This window comes from Glycomyces xiaoerkulensis, from assembly GCF_002798405.1.
Lineage (GTDB): Bacteria > Actinomycetota > Actinomycetes > Mycobacteriales > Micromonosporaceae > Glycomyces > Glycomyces xiaoerkulensis.
Map to the genome: position 1 here is coordinate 169017 of NZ_PGGV01000004.1, position 18648 is coordinate 187664.

Genomic DNA, 18648 nt, shown 5'->3' on the forward strand with positions numbered 1-18648 from the left:
GCACGGAAAGGCCGCCGGGGCATCCCCCGGCGGCCCCGAAAGCCGGTCTCCTAACCGGCGACCTCGTCCAGCGCCTTGCGCCAGGCGGCCGGGTCGCGGGCCTTCCCCGGCGGGTTGACCTCGCTGAAGCGCACCACGCCGCCCTTGTCGATGACGAAGGTGCCGCGGTCGGCGGTGCCCCTGTCCTCGTCGAAGACCCCGTAGGCGCGCGCGACCGCGCCGTGGGGCCAGAAGTCGCTCAGCAGCGGGAACCCGAAGCCCTCGCGCTGCGCCCACACCTTGTGGGCGAGCGGGGAGTCGACCGAGACGCTGAGCACCTGGACCTCGTCGTTCTGGAAGGCGCCGAGGCCGTCGCGGATCCCGCACAGCTCGCCCCCGCACCTGCCGGAGAACGCCAGCGGGTAGAACACCAGCAGCACGTGCCGGTCGCCGCGGAAGTCCGCGAGCGATACCTCCTGCATGTTCTGGTCCTTGAGCGTGAAGTCCGGAGCGGTGCTCCCGGATCCGATCGGCATGGAGGCTCCTCGCTGGCCCCGCCGGGGCGGCGTTCGGTGGTCTGACGGGGCGACGTTAGCGCCGCGCCACCACCATCCGCGAGGCGACCCAGTCGGGAGAGACGTTCAGCGTCTTGGTGGGCTGCAGGCCCGCCAGCGTGGCCGACTCCTCGATGGTGACCGGGTCGATGTGCCCCTCGCGCCCGGACTTGGGGGTCATCAGCCAGACCGTCCCGCCGTCCGCCAGGGGGTCTCGAGCGTCCAGCAGCAGGTCGACCAGGTCGCCGTCCTCCTCCCGGCACCAGAGGAGCACGACGTCGACGATCTCGTCGGAGTCCTCGCCGAGCAGTTCGCCGACCGATTCGATCACGGCGGTGCGCAGTGCGGCGTCGACGTCGGTGTCGAAGCCGATCTCCATGACGGCGTCGACGCCGTCGAGTCCGAGTCGTTGGGCCACGCTGCTCGCGTCCACCGGGCTGCCCGGAGCGTTCACGTCGTCGCCTCCATCCGTGTGCCTCCTGTCTGAGCTTGTCCACAGCATATGGAATAGAGCATATGAGGTGCAGCATATGTGGCGCTTGCGCGCCTCTGAGGAAGCCTCGCATCTTACCGGCCCGCGGCGGAAGGCGGCTCAACTCCGGGCGTCCGGAAGGTGAGCACACGTTCACCGGTTTGTGATCTTTGATCTCCGGGAGCTCTCTGCGATGGTGCAGGTGAACGGCGTACCAGGTTGCGCGGAGTGTGGGCGTGGTCGCTCCGGGCCGGGTGGGCCGGTGACGCGCGCGGTAGATTCGATGGAAGATGGTAAGAAATCCGATAACACTCTGCGTTCATGCCTTCATGGCGACGCCTGCGGAGCCATAGATCAGCCCTGCTCAAACCAACGCGCAGCCTTAGAACGAGGGATCGCCCGTGACCACGGAACAGAACCGGCCGCCCATCAGTGACGGATTGCCGACCCAAGTACCGGACACTGACCCCGAAGAGACCAGCGAATGGCTGGAGTCTCTCGACGGCCTCCTTGACAGCGGCGGGCGAACTCGAGCCCGTTACGTCGTCCAGCGGCTGCTGGAGCACGCCAACCGGCGGCAGGTCGCCGTTCCGCCGTCGACCAGCACCGACTTCGTCAACACGATCCCTGTCGAAGCCGAGCCGCACTACCCCGGCGACGAGGAGATCGAGCACCGCATCCGCGCCTTCATCCGGTGGAACGCCGCGATGACGGTGCACCGCGCGCAGCGTCCCGGCATCGGCGTCGGCGGCCACATCTCCACCTACGCGTCGGCCGCGAACCTCTACGAGGTCGGCCACAACCACTTCTTCCGGGGCCGTGACCACCCCGGCGGCGGCGACCAGGTGTTCTTCCAGGGCCACGCCTCCCCCGGCATGTACGCCCGCTCGTACCTCGAGGGCCGCCTCACCGGGGATCAGCTCGACGGCTTCCGCCAGGAGGTCTCCCGCGAGCAGGGCGGCCTGCCCTCCTACCCCCACCCCCGCCTGATGCCCGACTACTGGCAGTTCCCCACCGTGTCGATGGGGCTGGGCCCGATCAACGCGATCTACCAGGCGATGTTCAACCGGTACATGCAGGACCGGGGCATCAAGGACACCTCGCAGCAGCAGGTATGGGCCTTCCTCGGCGACGGCGAGATGGACGAGGTCGAATCGCGCGGCGCCCTCCAGTTCGCCGCCGGCGCCGAGCTCGACAATCTCACCTTCGTGATCAACTGCAACCTGCAGCGGCTCGACGGCCCGGTCCGCGGCAACGGCAAGATCATCCAGGAGCTGGAGTCGTACTTCCGCGGCGCCGGCTGGAACGTCGTCAAGGTCATCTGGGGCCGCGAGTGGGACCCGCTGCTCGCCGCCGACTCCGACGGCGCCCTGGTGAACCTCATGAACACCACCCCCGACGGCGACTTCCAGACGTTCAAGGCCGAGAACGGCGCCTTCGTGCGCGAGCACTTCTTCGGCCGCGACAGCCGCACCAAGGCCCTGGCGCAGCACCTGTCGGACGACGAGATCTGGGACCTGCGGCGCGGCGGCCACGACGACCGCAAGATCTTCGCCGCCTACAAGGCCGCGATGGAGCACCGGGGCCAGCCCACGGTCATCCTCGCGCACACCATCAAGGGCTACCGGCTCGGATCGTCCTTCGAGGGCCGCAACGCCACCCACCAGATGAAGAAGCTCACGCTCGACGACCTGAAGGGCTTCCGCGACTCGCTGGAGATGCCGGTCCCCGACTCCGAGCTGGAGGCCGACCCGTACCTGCCGCCCTACGTCAAGCCCGAGGAGGGCAGCTCCGAGGCCGAGTACCTGCGGGAGCGCCTCGGTTCGCTCGGCGGATCGCTCCCGTCCCGCCGGAACACCGTGATCCCGCTGAACCTGCCCGGCGACGACGCCTACAAGACCGCCAAGCGGGGCAGCGGCAAGCAGAAGGCCGCCACCACCATGGCCCTGGTGCGCCTGCTCAAGGACCTCATGAAGGACAAGGAGACCGGCAAGCGGTGGGTGCCGATCATCCCCGACGAGGCCCGCACCTTCGGCATGGACGCGATGTTCCCGACCGCCAAGATCTACTCCCCGCAGGGGCAGCAGTACCTGTCGGTCGACCGGGACCTGTTCCTCTCCTACAAGGAGTCCGAGCAGGGGCAGCTCCTGCACCTGGGCATCAACGAGGCCGGCTCGCTCGCCGCGTTCACCGCCGCCGGGACCTCGGGCGACACGCTCGGCGAGCCGATGATCCCATTCTACATCTTCTACTCGATGTTCGGGTTCCAGCGCACCGGCGACGCGCTCTGGGCGGCCGCCGACCAGATGACCAACGGCTTCCTGATCGGCGCCACCGCCGGGCGCACCACGCTCAACGGCGAGGGGCTCCAGCACGAGGACGGCCACTCGATCCTCATGGCGCACACGAACCCGGCCGTGCTCTCCTACGACCCGGCCTTCGGCTACGAGATCGGGCACATCGTCAAGGACGGCCTGCGCCGCATGTACGGCGAGGGCGAGCAGGTCTTCTACTACCTGACCGTCTACAACGAGCCGATCATCCAGCCGGCCGAGCCCGAGGGCGTCGACCTGGAGGGCATCCTCAAGGGCATCCACAAGATCTCCGAGGGCGAGGGCTCCGGACCGCGGGTCCAGCTCCTGGCCTCCGGGTCGGGCATGCCGTGGGCGCAGCGGGCCGCCGAGCTGCTCCGGGACGACTGGGGCGTGACCGCCGACATCTGGTCGGTCACCTCCTGGTCCGAGCTGAACCGCGACGCGGTCGAGGCCGAGCGGCACAATCTGCGCCACCCCGAGGCCGAACCGCACGCCCCGTATGTGACCGAGAAGCTCTCGGGCGCCGAGGGCCCCTTCGTGGCCGTCAGCGACTACATGCGGTCGGTTCCCGACCTCATCAGCCGCTGGGTGCCCGGGGACTACACCTCGCTGGGCACCGACGGCTTCGGCCACTCCGACACCCGCGGGGCGCTGCGCCGCCACTTCAACGTCGACGGCGAGTCGGTCGCCGTGGCCGCGCTGCAGCAGCTCGCCGCCCGCGGCGAGGCCAAGCCCGAACTGGCGTCCCAGGCCGCCGCCAAGTACCAGATCACCGATCCGACCGCCGCCGAGGCCGGCGAAGCGGGCGGCGATTCCTAGAGCGAACGACGCGGCGGGCCGGGAGCGCAGCTCCCGGCCCGCTTTCGCTAGGCGTCCACCACCAGGTGGTCGCGGGCTCGGCCCACGCACGGGTAGAAGTAGGGGGCGCCGTCCGGGGCGACCGGTTCGGCCACCTGGGAAGGGTTGTCGGGGCGGCCGTCGACCACGCGCAGCCGGCAGGTGCCGCACACGCCGATCTCGCAGGAGGAGGGCACCTCGACCCCCGCGCCCAGCAGCGCATCGAGGGCGCTCTGGTCGGTGCCGACGGCCACCGCGGCGCCGCTGCGCTTGGCGACCAGCTCGAACGGCTCGCGCGAGGACGGCCCCGTTGCGAATCGCTCACTGCGCAGCTCCACATGGGGCGCGACGCGCTCGACCGTCTCCGACAGCGCCCGGACCATCGGATCCGGGCCGCAGGCGTACACCCCGGTCCCGCTCGGCAGCCCGGCGACCTCCGCGACCAGGTTCGGGCGCCCGGCGGTGTCGGTCGGATACAGGACCACGTTCCCCGGCCAGGTGGTGGCGAGCTGGTCGGCGAACGCCATCATCGTGCGCGAGCGTCCGGTGTAGACCAGCCGCCACGGCAGCCGTGCCCGCTCGACCTGGCAGATCATCGACACGATCGGGGTGATCCCGATGCCGCCGGCCACGAACAGGTAGTAGGGGTGCAGGCTCAGCGAGAACATGTTGCGCGGCGGCGAGATCCGGACCAGGTCCCCGTGCCGCAGGCGGTGGACCTCCCGGGAGCCGCCGCTCCCGGCGTCCTCCCGCCGGACCGCGATCCGGTAGCTCAGCCGATCGGCCGGGTCCGAGCACAGCGAGTAGTGCCGCACCATCCCCGACGGCAGTTCCAGCTCGATGTGGGCCCCGGCCTCGAACGGCGGCAGCAGCCGGTTGTTGACCCCGACCAGCTCGATCGAGCGCACCCGGCCGGCGATCAGGACGCCCCGCCGGACCCGCACGTCGAAACGGCCGTCCTCCAGCGGGACTTCGGCGCTCCGCCGGACCGGTCCCCACGGCTTGGCGTAGGACAGGACGGCGGCGAACATCAGGACCGCGAAGGCGACCGCGGCGCCGACGGTGAGCTCCAGGTGCGCCGAAGGCTCGGTCGCACCGGAATCCTCCAGGTGGCGGCCGAGGCGCGCCACGCTGGGACGCAGCACCAGGAGGCCGCCGAGCACCACCGCGAACGCGGCCGCGAGCTTGGCGATCACCCACCAGTGGCGGACCACTCCCCAGCGGGTCGACAGGCCCAGGGCCAGCCCGGTCCCCAGGACCGCGAACGAGACCGCGCCGACGCCCAGGTCGCCCAGGACCTTCACCGCCATCCACACCGCACTGGCGCGCTCGGGATCATCGGCGAAGTAGACGTATACGGACAGTGCCAGCACGAACGCGACATAGGCCAGCCATCCCACCGAGGCGAGCACGTGGCAGGCGGTCAGGGCGCGGCGGACCGAATTCGGGAGCCCGAAGCGCAGGGCGCGCCGTCGGCGCGTTTTCGGGGCGAGGTCGGCCAGCACTGCGAACTCCTCGATGAGACTCGGCTTTCGTTGCTGACCTGTACGCAAAGGTAACATGCGCCCAGACCGGACAAAACCGGGCGGACGCGTGAAACACGCGTCCGCCCCGGTAACGACTGTGAGATCGCCCCGCGGGAGTCAGCCCTCCGAGGCGTCCGCTCCCTGTTCTTCCTTCGCGATCTGCGCGCGGACATCGTCCATGTCGAGGTCCTTCACCTGCCGGATGACCTCCTCCAGAGCCTCTCCGGGCAGCGCGCCCGGCTGGTTGAACAGGAGGATGCCGTCGCGGAAGGCCATGAGCGTGGGAATCGACTGGATGCCGGCGGCGGCGGACAGCTCCTGCTGGTCCTCGGTGTCGATCCTCCCGAAGACGACGTCCTCGTGCTTCTCACTGGACGACTCGTACGTCGGCGCGAACTGCTTGCAAGGACCACACCACTCGGCCCACCAGTCGACCAGCACGATCTCGTTGCCGGTGACCGTCTCCTCGAAGCTGTCCTTGGTAAGTTCAACCGTGGCCATCGATGGCCGCCTTCCTGTCTTGGCTCTTGTGCTGCTATCCGGGCAACGATAGTGGCACCGTCCGTATTCCGCCCGAGGTCGGCGCGAGGCGCATACCACGTCTGGCAGGCTATAGGGCATGGATCTGGCCTCCACCATTCAGAACATTGAACGCTCCTCGTCGGCGCTGACGACCCAGTCGCTCACCCGCATGGACGAACGACTGCCCTGGTTCCGCGAGCTGCCGGCCGAGCAGCGCTCGATGGTGACACTGGTGGCCCAGGCCGGGGTCCGGCAGTTCCTGGAGTGGCTGCGCTCCGGGGGCGACGACCTGGGCTCGTCCGACATGGTCTTCGAGGCCGCCCCGGTCGAACTGGCCCGCGCGATCAGCCTCCAGCACACCGTGGCCCTGATACAGGTGGTCATCGACGTGGTCGAGGAGCAGGTCCCGGCGCTGGCCGCCGACGACGAGGAGAAGGCCCTGCGGGAGTCGGTCCTGCGGTTCTCCCGCGAGATCGCCTTCGCGGCCGCCCGCGTCTACGCCCGCGCCGCCGAGACCCGCGGCGCCTGGGACGCCAGGCTCCAGGCGATGCTGGTCGATTCGCTGCTGCGGGGCGACTCCTCCGACGAGCTGATCGGGCGCGCCGCGGCGCTCGGCTGGTCGGAGACGCAGTCCATCACCGTGGTGTGCGGCAACACCCCCGGCGGCGAGGCCACGCTCGTGCTCCACAGCGTCCAGCGCGCCGCGCGCCGGCTCGGGCTCGACGTGCTCGCCGGGGTCCACGGTGCCCGCCTGGTGATCCTGCTCGGCGGCGTGGGCGGGCCGATGGAGATCGTCGAGAAGCTCACCGGCCAGTTCGGCGAGGGCCCCATCGTGGTCGGACCGACCGTGAACGGCCTCGCCGAGGCTTCGACCTCGGCGCTGGCCGCGGTCGCCGGGCACCGGGCGGCCCCGGCCTGGCCCGACGCGCCGCGCCCGGTGACGGCCACCCAGTTGCTGCCCGAACGGGCCGTCGCCGGCGACGAGGCCGCCCGGCGCCATCTGCGCGAGGTCGTGTACGTGACGCTCCGCCGCGCCGGCGGGGAGCTGCTGGAGACCATGGACGCGTTCATCGCCTCCGGCGGGGTCCTGGAGGGCACGGCCAGGGAGTTGTACGTGCACCCGAACACCGTGCGGTACCGCCTGCGCCGGATTCAAGAGGTGACCGGTTTCTCCCCCACCGACCCCCATGAGGCGTTCGTACTGCGTGTGGGGTTGACCATAGGACGCCTGGAGACCGCTCCGGGAGCCCGGCGTTCCCGCAGTTGACAACGATCGTTGTAGACTTCCCACAAGAACCGGGCGGGCTTTCGGTCTCCCCGCCGCTCCCGTTTCGGGTGTTCACTGAGCGAAGGTCTAAGTGTGCTTGCCATTCTCGCTCCCGGGCAGGGCTCCCAGAAGCCCGGGTTCCTCACGCCATGGATCAATTCGGATCCCTCCGCGGCCGGTCGGCTGCGCGAGTGGTCCGAACTAGCGGACCTCGACCTGGTGCGCCTCGGCACCGAAGCCGACCAGGCCGAGATCACCGACACCGCCAACACGCAGCCGCTGCTGGTCGCCGCCGGGCTCCTGGCGGCCGAACGGCTCCCGGTCGCCGCGGCGAGCGTCGTCGCCGGGCACTCGGTGGGCGAACTCACCGCCGCCGCCCTGGCCGGGATCCTCACCCCCGAGGCCGCTGTCGAGCTGGCCGCGGTCCGCGGCCGGGAGATGGCCGCCGCCTGCGACCTCGAGCCGACCACCATGGCCGCCGTACTCGGCGGTGCGGAGGCCGACGTCCTGGCCGCCATCGAGGCCGCCGGCGCCTGGCCGGCCAACCGCAACGGCGCCGGCCAGATCGTCGCCGCCGGTCCGGTCGCCGCGATCGAGAAGCTCACCGAGAAGGCCCCCGAGCGCGCCCGGATCATCCCGCTGAAAGTCGCCGGCGCCTTCCACACCCCGCACATGGCCCCCGCCAGGGCCGCCCTCGAAGCGGCCGCCGGCGGGATCGGCACCGCCGATCCCGAGCGGACGTTCCTGTCCAACCTCGACGGAAAAGCCGTCGAAGGCGGAGCGCAGGCCCTCGGTCGGCTGGTCGAGCAGGTCACGTCTCCGGTCCGGTGGGACGCCTGCATGGGTACCCTGGGAGACCTGGGCGTCACGGCGGTCATCGAACTGCCTCCGGCAGGGACGCTCACCGGGTTGGCCAAGCGGGCTCTCAAGGGCGTTGAGCGACTCAACGTCAACACCCCCGAGGACCTCCAGGCCGCCGCCGAACTCGCCGCCAGTGAAGGAGTCCAGTGAGCGCCAACGGTTCCCGCGTCATCAGCGTCGGCCACTACCAGCCCGAGAAGGTCCTGACCAACGACGACCTCGCCAAGATGGTCGACACCAGCCACGAGTGGATCGTCAGCCGGGTCGGCATCGAGGAGCGCCGCATCGCCGCCGAGGACGAGACCGTCGCCGACATGGCCGTAGGCGCCTCGCGCCGGGCCCTCGCGGACGCCGGCCTCGGCCCCGGCGACATCGACATGATCATCGTCGCGACCGTCTCGGCCAAGGACGTCTGCCCGAACACCGCCTGCCGGATCGCCGACACCCTCGGGGTCGCCGCGCCCGCCGCGATCGACGTCAACACCGCCTGCTCGGGCTTCGAGTACGCCCTGGCCCAGGCCGACATGGCGATCAGGACCGGGGGCGCCACCCGCGCGCTGGTGGTCGGCGCCGAGAAGCTGACGGCGGTCACCGACTGGGAGGACCGGTCCTCGTGCGTGCTGTTCGGCGACGGGGCCGGAGCGGTCGTCGTGGAGGGCACCGACGACCCCGATCTGGCCGTCAGCCCCGTGGTGTGGGGCTCCGAACCGTCGATGAGCGATGTGATCCGCATCGAGGAGGACGCGCCGTACATCAAGCAGGCCGGCCAGACCGTGTTCCGCTGGGCCACCACCCAGTTGGCCCCCCTCGTGGAGAAGGTCGCCGAGTCCGCCGACGTCAAACTGTCGGATCTGGCCGCATTCATCCCCCACCAGGCGAACCTGCGCATCATCCAGGGCATCGCCAAGCGCCTCGACTTCGGCGACGACTGCGTCGTCGCCGATGACATCATCTACTCCGGCAACACCTCGGCGGCATCGGTGCCGCTGGCGTTGTCGAAGCTGATCCAGGATGGCAAGATCGCCTCCGGCGCCCCGATCCTTCTGTTCGGGTTCGGCGGCGGGCTCACCTACGCCGGGCAAGTCATCCGCTGCCCGTAACAACCGAGAGGAAATAACTCATGGCTCTGTCTCGTGACGAGATCCGCGAAGGACTGTCCGACATCCTCGAAGAGGTCGCGGGTGTCAACCCCGACGACGTCGCGGACGACAAGTCCTTCACCGACGATCTCGACGTCGACTCGCTTGCGATGGTCGAGGTCGTGGTGGCCGCCGAGGAGAAGTTCGGCGTGAAGATTCCCGACGACGAGGTCGCCAACCTGAAGAACGTCGGCGACGCCGTCTCCTACATCGAGAAGGGTTGATGTGACAGAGGTAGTCGTCACCGGGCTCGGCGCGACCACTCCCCTCGGCGGGGACGTGGCGTCGACCTGGGAAGCACTCGTGGCCGGGAGATCGGGTGTGGGCCCGCTCGAACAGGAGTGGGCGCAGGAGCTTCCGGTGCGCATCGCCGCGCAACTGGTCGTCGAGCCCTCCGAGGTGCTGCCTCGGGTGAGGCTGCGCCGCCTCGACCGCTCCGAGCAGATCGCACTCATCGCCTCCCAGCAGGCGTGGGAGGACGCGGGTCTGAGCGACGACCTCGACACCGAACGCCTCGGGGTGGTGTTCGGTTCCGGCATCGGCGGCGCGCTGACACTGCTGGAGCAGGACGACATCCTCGAGGAGAAGGGCGCCCGACGGGTATCGCCGTTCACCGTGCCGATGCTCATGCCCAACGGCCCGGCGGCCGTGGTCGGCCTGGAGTTCGGCGCCCGGGCCGGGGTCCACGCCCCGACCAGTGCCTGCGCCACCTCGGCCGAGGCGATCTCCTGGGCGACCGACATGATCCGAGCCGGCCGCTCCGACGTCGCCATCGCCGGCGGCGCCGAAGCGGTCATCGGCGGCCTGCCGATGGCGGGCTTCGCGTCGATGAAGGCCATGTCGACCCGCAACGACGAGCCCGAGCGGGCCTCCCGGCCGTGGGACACCGACCGCGACGGCTTCGTCATGGGCGAGGGCGCCGGGGCGCTGGTGCTCGAGCGCCGGGAGCACGCCGAGGCCCGCGGAGCGACGATCTACGCGGTCATCGCCGGATCGGGCATGACCTCGGACGGCTTCGACATCGTGCAGCCCGATCCCGAATGCCACGGCGGCGGGCGCGCCATGCGCGCGGCCATCCGGCAGGCCGGGGTCGACAAGCGGGACGTCGGCCACGTCAACGCCCACGCCACCTCGACCCCGGTCGGGGACATGGCCGAGGTCAAGGGCGTCAAGCGGGAGATCGGCGACCACGTGGTGCTCACCGGGACGAAGTCCATGACCGGGCACCTGCTAGGCGGCGCCGGCGCGGTCGAGTCGATCGCGACGATCATGGCCCTCCACGATGGTGTCATCCCACCCACCATCAACCTGGAGAATCCCGACCCGGAGCTCGATCTCGACGTGGCCGCCAACGAGGCCCGCAAGGTCGACCTCGTCGCCGCGATCAACACCGGTTTCGGGTTCGGCGGGCACAATGCCGCCGTGCTGTTCACGAAGCCGTGAGGTCGAGCGACCTGAAGCAGGGAACCCGGCCGTAGGTGACCATGCCTTGGGCCCCACCGCATTGCGGTGGGGCCCTTTGTTATCGCCCGATCGTCCGCTGGTGACGCCCGAGGTCGAGCGCGGGCTTAGGCTGTGGAGAGGAAACCCACACCCGACCTCACCCGGAGACCCGCATGGCGGCAACACCCAAGGCGACGCGTCCGCCGTCGACATCCGCCCCACCCTCCCCGATGACCAAGTCGGAGCGCTCATTGGCGCCCGACATCGCCAGAGGCGCGATGCTGCTGTTCATCGCCCTGGCCAACGTCCCCCTCCACCTGTCGGGCCACTCGGTCGACCAGTACGGCTATTTCGCCGACGCCTCGGCCCCCGACCGGATAGCGCTGTTCGTCGAGCAGCTCCTGGTCGCCGAGCGGTCGCGGCCGATGTTCGCCATCCTCTACGGCTTCGGCTTCGCGGTGATGGCCTCGCGGATGTCCGCGCGCGGCATGGGGGCCAAGGGCGTCCGCAAGGTCCTGCGGCGCCGCTCGTGGTGGCTGATCGCGTTCGGCTTCGCGCACGCCTGCCTGCTGTTCTTCGGCGACATCCTCGCCCCCTACGGCGCCACCGGGCTCATCGCGCTCGGCTTCGTCCACCTGTCGGACAAGGCGCTGCGGCGCTGGCTGCTGATCAGCACGGCCTATGTGACGGTCGTCGGCATCCCGGTGTTCACCCTCGCATACGGCCCAGGGAGCGGGCCGCCGGTCCCGGTCGGCCTGCCGGCGTACGCGGATCAACTGCTGACGGGCGCGATCGGGGCCATCGGGGCCACCGTCGCGGCGGTGGTGCTGGCGATATTCGTTCCACTGGTGATCGTCGGCATGATGCTCCAGCGGTCCGGCTGGATCGACCACCCCGAGCGGCACCTGCCGAAGCTGCGGCGCGTCTTCGTCTCCGGCATGGCGGTCAACGTCCTCAGTTCGCTGCCGATCGCGCTGGTGGCCCTCGAGGCCTGGCGGCCCTCCGAGGCGCTCTACCGCGTCGCCGTGGGGGTGACGCTGCTGGGCGGCATGTACGCCGGGCTCGGCTACATCTGCGGGTTCGCGCTGCTGGCGCACCGCCGGCGTTCGCGCGGCCGGCGCGGCGTCCCCGGGGCGGCCGCGGCACTGGGCGAGCGCTCGCTGACGTCCTATCTGCTGCAGTCGGTCATCATGGCGCCGCTACTGGCGGTGTGGGGCCTCGGATTCGGCGAGGGCATGGGCTACCTGGCCGCGTTCGGCGTCGCCGCCGCCGCGTGGGCGGCGACGATCGCCTTCGCGGTGGCACTGGACCGGGCCGGCAGGCGCGGTCCGTTCGAGGCCGTGCTGCGGCGGCTCACCTACGGCTCCGCCCGGTCGGGTTAGGCGGCGGCCGGTCGCGGATGGAGGCGGGCCGCATCGTGAGTAGGCTTCTGATGACTCGCCTGGAGAGGAGCGCCCTGTTGATCCGTGTGCTCATCGTCGACGACGAGGCCCTCATACGCTCGGGGTTCACCCACATCCTCGACACCGCCGAGGACATCGAGGTGGTCGACGCCGTCTCGGGCGCAGAGGCGATGGACAAGATCATCGCGCTCCGCCCCGACGTGGTCCTGCTCGACATCCGCATGCCCGACGTCGACGGCCTGGCCATCCTCGAGCGGCTGCGGGACCTGTCGCGGCCGCCGGTCACGGCGGTGCTGACCACCTTCGACACCGACGAGTACGTCGACGCGGCCCTCCGGCTCGGAGCCGCCGGGTTCCTGCTCAAGGACACCGACCCGGAGCATCTGATCTTCCAGGTGCGGTCGCTGATGACCGACGGCTCGGCCCTGTCGTCGAAGGTCACCCGGACGATCATCGCCGGCTACCTGTCGGGCGCCGCCCCGGTCCAGCCGAATCCGCTGGTAGAGCGGCTCACCGCCCGCGAGCGCGACATCCTGGTGCTGCTGGCGCAGGGCCGGTCGAACGCCGAGATCTCGGCGGAGGTGTTCCTGGGGGTGGGCACGGTCAAGGACCACGTAAGCTCGATCCTCACCAAGCTCGAGGTCTCCAACCGGGTGCAGGCGGCGCTGATCGCCGAGCGCTCCGGGCTGCTGGCCGACCGGGCCGGGCCGTGAGCCTCCGGGCGGTACCGCAGTGGGCCTACGACGCGGCGGTCCTGGCGGTGGCCGCGGTCCACCTGCTGGTGGTGATCCGGATACACAACCAGCCCGCGGCGGCGTTCGCGATCGCCGGGGTGGCCGCCCTGGTCTTCCGCCGCCGGTTCCCGCTGCCGGTGTTCCTGGTGACGCTGCCGGCGGCGGCGATGGTGACCGAGAAGGTCGCCTCGCTGCTGGCGATCTACGCGCTCGCCTACCGCGCCCGCACTCGGTGGATCCCGATCGCGGCGATCGGGCTGCTCACCGCCGCGTTCTGCTATTCCGACCCGGAGCTGTGGCGGTACCTGGCCGAATCCCCGGGGTCCGGCTCCGGGCCGGAGTTCTTCCTGTGGATGAGCCGCGACGAGGTCGCCGGGGTGCGGCGGGTCCTCTACTACTGGGCGATCTCGACCGTCCCGGCGACGCTCGGCTATCTGATGCGGACGCGGCGCATGCTCTACGACCGGATCGAGGAGATCTCCGAGGCCCGCGAGCACGAGCAGCGGCTGCTGCTGCAGCAGGCGCTCGCGGCGGACCGGGCGCAGTTGTCGAGGGAGATGCACGACGTGGTCTCGCACCAGGTGAGTCTGATCGCGGTGCAGGCGGGGGCGCTGCGGATGCAGGCGAAGGACGACCGGACCCGGGAGGCGGCCTCCACGATCCGGCGGCTGAGCGTCCGCACGCTCGAGGAGCTGCGGCACATGGTGCGGGTGCTGCGGGCCTCGGGCATCCGGGCGACCGAGCTGACCCCGCAGCCGACGATCGCGGAGATCGAGTCGCTGGTCGGCGGCAGCGGCATCGAGGCGGGCCTGGTGATCGAGGACCTGCCCGAGCTCGAGCCGCCGGGGCAGCGGGCGGTGTACCGGGCGGTGCAGGAGGCGCTCACCAATGTCCGCAAGCACGCGCCGGGGGCGAGCGCGCGGGTGCGCATCGGCCCGGTGGCAGAGGACGTCGAGGTCGAGGTGGTCAACTCCGCGCCGACGCGGCCGGTGGTGGATCTGCCGAGTTCCCGGCACGGCCTGATGGGGCTGCGGCAGCGGGCCGAGCTGCTGGGCGGGAGCCTCGACTACGGCCCGACCGGCGAGGGCGGCTGGAGGCTGCGGCTGCGGCTGCCGGCCGCGGTCACCAGCGGTGACCGGTGAGGCGCTCGTAGGCGGCCACGTAGCGGGCGCGGGTGGCGTCGACGACCTCGCCGGGGATCTCGGGGGCCGGGCCGGTTCCGGGCTTCCAGCCGGTCGAGCGGGCCCAGTCGCGCACGTACTGCTTGTCGAACGAGGCCTGGGGGCGGCCCGGCTCCCAGGCGGCGGCGTCCCAGAACCGGGAGGAGTCGGAGGTGAGGACCTCGTCGGCCAGGCGGAGCGTGCCTTGGTCGTCGGTGCCGAACTCGAGTTTGGTGTCGGCGATGACGATGCCGCGCTCGGCGGCGATCTCGGCCCCGCGCCGGTAGACGGCGAGGGTGAGGTCGCGGACGAGTCCGGCCCGGTCGGCGCCGAGGTCGTCGGCGACCTTTTCGAAGGTGATCGCCGCGTCGTGCTCGCCGTCGGGGGCCTTGGTGGTGGGGGTGAAGATCGGTTCGGGCAGCCGGGAGCCGTCCACCAGGCCGGGCGGCAGCTCGACGCCGCAGACCGTTCCGGTGGCGTCGTATTCGGCCAGGCCGGAGCCGGTGAGGTAGCCGCGCGCGATGGCCTCGACCGGGAGCATGTCGAGCCGGCGCACCCGGAGGGCGCGGCCGGCGAACTCGGGGGGCACGTCGGTGGTGGAGACGAGCTGGTTCGGGACGAGGTCGGCCAACTGCTCGAACCACCACAGGCTCAAGGCGGTCAGGAGCTTGCCCTTGTCGGGGATCTCGGTGGGGAGGACGACGTCGTAGACGCTGATGCGGTCGGAGGCGACGAGGATCAGGTCGTCGCCGTCGGCGTAGAGGTCGCGGACTTTGCCTCGGTAGATCGGCTTCACCGGTTCATTACAGCAGGCCGGTGTCCGTCGGACGTCTGTTTCGCACGTCGTCTGTGCCGAGCGACACCTGCCGTGCGGCGCGGTCGCGGCGTAGGCTGGGGCCGTGACTTCCGAACAGCCCAAGGGACGCCGGATGCTGCGTCTCGAAGTGCGCAACGCCGAGACCCCGATCGAGCGGAAACCCTCCTGGATCAAGGTCAAGGCCAGAACCGGGCCGGAGTACACCGAGCTCCAGCGCCTGGTCAAGGACGAAGGCCTGCACACGGTCTGCCAGGAGGCGGGTTGTCCCAACATCTACGAGTGCTGGGAGGACCGCGAGGCGACGTTCCTCATCGGCGGGTCGCAGTGCACGCGCCGGTGCGACTTCTGCCAGATCGACACCGGCAAGCCCTCCCCGCTCGACCGCGACGAGCCGCGCCGCGTGGCCGAGTCGGTCGAGAAGATGGGCCTGCGGTACGCCACCGTCACCGGGGTGGCCCGCGACGACCTCGACGACGGCGGCGCCTGGCTCTACGCCGAGACCGTCCGCCGGATCCACGACGCCCTCCCCGGCTGTGGGGTGGAGCTGCTCATCCCCGACTTCAACGCCGAGCCCGAGCAGCTCGCCGAGGTATTCTCCTCCCGGCCCGAGGTGCTGGCGCACAACGTCGAGACCGTGCCGCGCATCTTCAAGCGGATCCGGCCCGCGTTCGATTACGACCGCTCGCTCGGGGTGCTCACGCGCGCCCGCGAGGACGGCCTGGTCACCAAGTCGAATCTGATCCTCGGCATGGGCGAGACCCGCGAGGAGATCTCGCAGGCGCTGCGCGATCTGCACGGGGCCGGCTGCGAGCTGGTCACCATCACCCAGTACCTGCGTCCGACCCAGCGGCACCACCCGGTCGACCGGTGGGTCAAGCCCGAGGAGTTCACCGAGCTGTCGGCGGAGGCCGAGGAGATCGGCTTCGCCGGGGTCATGAGCGGGCCGCTGGTGCGCTCCTCGTACCGGGCCGGGCGACTGTACCGGCAGGCGATGGACGCCCGGGCCGAAGCCCTCGCCTGAGGGCGCCGACCGCACACTAGACTGGTAGCCATGGCAAAGCAGCAGGGAAAAGAGACATTCGGGTCACGTCTGAAGACCATCGGGATGGCCTTCAAATTCACGGCCCAGCGGGACAAATGGTTCCTGCCGGTCGAGGCCGCGGCGATCCTGCTGCCGTTCATCGCCGTCACCGCGCTGGTCATCTTCGGCGGTTTCTCGCTGATCTGGTTCGCCAGTGCGGTGTTCGTGGCGCTGCTGGCCGCGATGATCGTGCTGAACATGCGCACCAGCAAGGTGGTGAACCGGGAGGCGGTGGGCCGGCCGGGCGCCGCCTTCGCGCTCATCGACGGTATGCGCGGGTGGCACGTCACCGCGGGCGTCGCGGCCGTCTCCGAGACCCAGATGGTGCACCGCGCGGTCGGCAAGCCGGGCGTGGTGCTGCTGGGCGAGGGGGGCGGCAAGGTCCGCAAGCTGCTCGGGCAGGAGAAGAAGCGGATCTCCCGCGTGGTCGGCTCGACGCCGATCTACACCTTCACCGTCGGTGAGACCCAGAACGACGACCTGTCGGTCACGAACGTGCGCAAGCGCCTGTCGCGGCTGCCGCGCAACGTCAGCGCCAAGGACGCCAACCATGTGGTCAAGCGCCTGGACGCGCTGGGCATGGGCATGGGTATCCCGAAGGGGCCGATGCCGACCAGTGCCAATCAGGGCCGCGCCGCGCGCCGGGCGATGCTCCGCGGCCGGTAGACGAAGACGCCGAAGGCGGGCCGAGCCGGTGGCTCGGCCCGCCTTCGCTGCGTCTGCGGGTTCGGGGAGGCCGGGTCAGAACATTTCGCCGCTGTCGCGGCGGCGGCGCCATCGTTCTTCCATGCGGGAGGTGAAGCCGCCGGGTTTGGGGGCGCTGTTTCCTCCGCTGCCGGTGGTGCGGCTGGCCTTGCCGTCGACGGCCTGGAGCTTGCCGGTGGTGCCGCGTCGCTGGGCCCAGAGGCCGATGATGAGACCAGTGAACATGAGCACTGCGCCGACGGGAGCGCCCCAGATGGCGGCGCCTGCGATGACGGTGCCGACGACGACGCCGATCCCAATGACGGTGACCACGCCGGCCACGATGAGGCGGCGGCGGGTCACATGCGCCGGATCCTGGGCGCGCACAGCAGAGGCGAACTGCGGGTCTTCAGACAAGGACTGTTCGATTTCCTCGAACAGGCGCTGTTCGTGATCGGAGAGCGGCACGACACTCCTCCTGCGCTAGTCTCGGCAGGTCCGCCGCTCGGCGGGCCTTAGTGCTTGTGCATTCAAGTCTACGAGCCTTTCGCCCGGGGCGAAAGGCGGTTCGTCCTTGAATCTGTCCCTCGCAACCCTACTGAGCGTGGATACCCTCGCGAGCTCGGTCTTATGCTTCCCGCTTCGTTCCCGGTGTCCCATCACGACTCCGAGCGGCGCAGTCGCCCGCCCGAGCGGATCGAGTCCTTGCCGAACCGGGCGGCGGCGTCGTCGATGGCGGCCTCTATCTCGCGCCAGCCGCGGTCGGGCTCGTCGAGGGCGACCTGGCGGCCGACGGCGGCGTATTCGACCAGGTGGTCGAGCCGGACGCCGATGAGCCGGACGGGCGCGGTCGCGGCCTCGTCGGCGAGCTCGCGGGCGGCGGCGTGGATCTCCTGGCCGACGTCGGTCGGGGCCGGGAGCATGCGGGAGCGGGTGATGGTCTTGAAGTCGCCGAAGCGGAGCTTGACGGTCACACCGCGGCCGGCGAGCCCTCGGGTCCGCGCGCGGGAGGCGACCTTGCGGGACAGTTCCAGCAGCGTGGGGCCCCAGATCGAGGCGTCGGGGGCGTCGTGGCCGAAGGTGGTCTCGTTGCTGATGGACTTCTCGACCCGCTCGGGGCGGACCGGCCGCGGGTCGATGTTCCGCGCCAGCGCGTGCAGGTGTTCGGCGCTCGCGGTGCCGACCGAGGCGGCGAGCCGGTCGACCGAGAGCCGGGCGATGTCGCCGACGGTGCGCATGCCGAGCCGGCCGAGTTTCTGGGCGGTCTTCTCCCCGATGCCCCACACCGACCGGATCGGGAGGGGGTGCAGGAACCGCAGCTCGGTCTCGCGCGGGACGATGCCGAGGCCGTCGGGCTTGGCGTGCTCGGAGGCCAGCTTGGCGAGGAACTTGGTGGAGGCGATGCCGACGGTGCAGGTGATGCCGTGCTCGTCGCGGACGCGGGCCCTGATGGTGCGGGCGATCTGGGCGGGGGTGCCGATCATGCGGCGGGCGCCGGCGACGTCGAGGAAGGCCTCGTCGACCGAGATCGGTTGGACGTGGGGGGTGTACTCGCGGAAGATCGCCATGACCGACCGGGAGACCGCCCCGTAGGAGGCGGTGGGTTTCATGAACACGCCGCGCGGGCAGCGGCGGCGGGCGACGGCGGTGGGCAGCGCGGAGTGGACGCCGTACTCGCGGGCTTCGTAGGAGGCGGCCGCGACCACGCCGCGGGGTCCGAGGCCGGCGATGATGACCGGTTTGCCGCGCAGGCTCGGGTCGCGGGCGATCTCGACGGACGCGAAGAACGCGTCCATGTCGACATGAAGGATATTCACTCCCTCATCGGACAATCCGGGACCGAAGAAATCGGAC

17 protein-coding genes and 1 pseudogene are annotated in these 18648 nt (G+C 70.6%); 11 read left to right on the forward strand and 7 right to left on the reverse strand.

The genetic code is table 11. The annotated features are described in order from the left end of the window. Window positions 1–50 precede the first annotated feature (50 nt). Together CUT39_RS01665 and CUT39_RS01670 are read right to left on the reverse strand one after the other, a co-directional pair. On the reverse strand, window positions 51–515 hold the full coding sequence (locus CUT39_RS01665) for a peroxiredoxin (protein WP_100444202.1): 465 nt from the start codon (window positions 513–515) through the stop codon (window positions 51–53). 55 nt (window positions 516–570) lie between these two features. Beyond that, the gene (locus CUT39_RS01670) at window positions 571–987 is read right to left on the reverse strand and encodes a DUF3052 domain-containing protein (RefSeq protein WP_232805520.1); all 417 of its coding nucleotides are present in this window, start codon (window positions 985–987) and stop codon (window positions 571–573) included. 419 nt (window positions 988–1406) lie between these two features. On the opposite strand from CUT39_RS01670, the gene aceE reads away from it, so the two are divergent. After that, complete coding sequence (gene aceE, locus CUT39_RS01675) at window positions 1407–4139, forward strand: pyruvate dehydrogenase (acetyl-transferring), homodimeric type (protein WP_100444204.1); 2733 nt, start codon at window positions 1407–1409, stop codon at window positions 4137–4139. A 47-nt stretch (window positions 4140–4186) separates the two neighbouring features. Here the strand turns inward: aceE and CUT39_RS01680 are convergent, their stop codons facing one another. Together CUT39_RS01680 and trxA are read right to left on the reverse strand one after the other, a co-directional pair. Next, entirely contained in the window at window positions 4187–5662 is a 1476-nt protein-coding gene (locus tag CUT39_RS01680; protein WP_198586789.1) for a PDR/VanB family oxidoreductase, read from the reverse strand. 138 nt (window positions 5663–5800) lie between these two features. After that, the gene (gene trxA, locus CUT39_RS01685) at window positions 5801–6184 is read right to left on the reverse strand and encodes a thioredoxin (protein ID WP_100444206.1); all 384 of its coding nucleotides are present in this window, start codon (window positions 6182–6184) and stop codon (window positions 5801–5803) included. Window positions 6185–6302: 118 nt separating this feature from the next. Here trxA and CUT39_RS01690 point away from each other — a divergent pair, with 118 nt between their 5' ends. The 8 genes and pseudogenes from CUT39_RS01690 (at window position 6303) to CUT39_RS01725 (ending at window position 14194) form a co-directional block, all read left to right on the forward strand. Further along, the gene (locus tag CUT39_RS01690; protein WP_100444207.1) at window positions 6303–7472 is read left to right on the forward strand and encodes a PucR family transcriptional regulator; all 1170 of its coding nucleotides are present in this window, start codon (window positions 6303–6305) and stop codon (window positions 7470–7472) included. A 93-nt stretch (window positions 7473–7565) separates the two neighbouring features. Next, window positions 7566–8465, forward strand: a pseudogene (locus CUT39_RS01695) (ACP S-malonyltransferase); the annotation flags it as partial. A gap of 14 nt (window positions 8466–8479) precedes the next feature. Continuing rightward, window positions 8480–9433 (forward strand): beta-ketoacyl-ACP synthase III, encoded by a 954-nt coding sequence (locus CUT39_RS01700; RefSeq protein WP_100444209.1) that lies wholly within the window; start codon window positions 8480–8482, stop codon window positions 9431–9433. A 26-nt stretch (window positions 9434–9459) separates the two neighbouring features. Then, window positions 9460–9696 carry an acyl carrier protein gene (locus CUT39_RS01705; RefSeq protein ID WP_100444288.1) on the forward strand — a complete coding sequence of 79 codons (237 nt, stop codon included), beginning with the start codon at window positions 9460–9462 and terminating at the stop codon, window positions 9694–9696. Between the two features lies 1 nt (window position 9697). Continuing rightward, a complete protein-coding gene (fabF, locus tag CUT39_RS01710) occupies window positions 9698–10915 on the forward strand; it encodes a beta-ketoacyl-ACP synthase II (protein WP_100444210.1) in 1218 nt (405 codons plus the stop codon). 230 nt (window positions 10916–11145) lie between these two features. Further along, window positions 11146–12297, forward strand: a complete 1152-nt coding sequence (locus CUT39_RS01715) for a DUF418 domain-containing protein (protein WP_157930424.1) — start codon at window positions 11146–11148, stop codon at window positions 12295–12297. Window positions 12298–12374: 77 nt separating this feature from the next. Beyond that, on the forward strand, window positions 12375–13031 hold the full coding sequence (locus CUT39_RS01720; protein WP_100444289.1) for a response regulator: 657 nt from the start codon (window positions 12375–12377) through the stop codon (window positions 13029–13031). Beyond that, window positions 13028–14194 (forward strand): sensor histidine kinase, encoded by a 1167-nt coding sequence (locus tag CUT39_RS01725; protein ID WP_100444212.1) that lies wholly within the window; start codon window positions 13028–13030, stop codon window positions 14192–14194. The genes CUT39_RS01720 and CUT39_RS01725 overlap by 4 nt, the downstream gene beginning before the upstream one ends. Here CUT39_RS01725 and CUT39_RS01730 read toward each other — a convergent pair. Then, window positions 14175–15008 carry a phosphoribosylaminoimidazolesuccinocarboxamide synthase gene (locus CUT39_RS01730; protein WP_100444213.1) on the reverse strand — a complete coding sequence of 278 codons (834 nt, stop codon included), beginning with the start codon at window positions 15006–15008 and terminating at the stop codon, window positions 14175–14177. The genes CUT39_RS01725 and CUT39_RS01730 overlap by 20 nt on opposite strands. A 133-nt stretch (window positions 15009–15141) precedes the next feature. Here CUT39_RS01730 and lipA point away from each other — a divergent pair, with 133 nt between their 5' ends. Beyond that, the gene (gene lipA / locus CUT39_RS01735) at window positions 15142–16050 is read left to right on the forward strand and encodes a lipoyl synthase (protein WP_198586797.1); all 909 of its coding nucleotides are present in this window, start codon (window positions 15142–15144) and stop codon (window positions 16048–16050) included. A gap of 30 nt (window positions 16051–16080) precedes the next feature. Next, window positions 16081–16776 carry a DUF4191 family protein gene (locus CUT39_RS01740; protein WP_100444215.1) on the forward strand — a complete coding sequence of 232 codons (696 nt, stop codon included), beginning with the start codon at window positions 16081–16083 and terminating at the stop codon, window positions 16774–16776. Between the two features lie 75 nt (window positions 16777–16851). On the opposite strand, the gene CUT39_RS01745 is transcribed toward CUT39_RS01740, so the two are convergent. After that, a complete protein-coding gene (locus tag CUT39_RS01745) occupies window positions 16852–17262 on the reverse strand; it encodes a DUF3040 domain-containing protein (RefSeq protein ID WP_100444216.1) in 411 nt (136 codons plus the stop codon). A gap of 191 nt (window positions 17263–17453) precedes the next feature. Next, complete coding sequence (gene dinB, locus CUT39_RS01750; protein ID WP_232805523.1) at window positions 17454–18611, reverse strand: DNA polymerase IV; 1158 nt, start codon at window positions 18609–18611, stop codon at window positions 17454–17456. Between the last annotated feature and the right edge of the window lie 37 nt (window positions 18612–18648).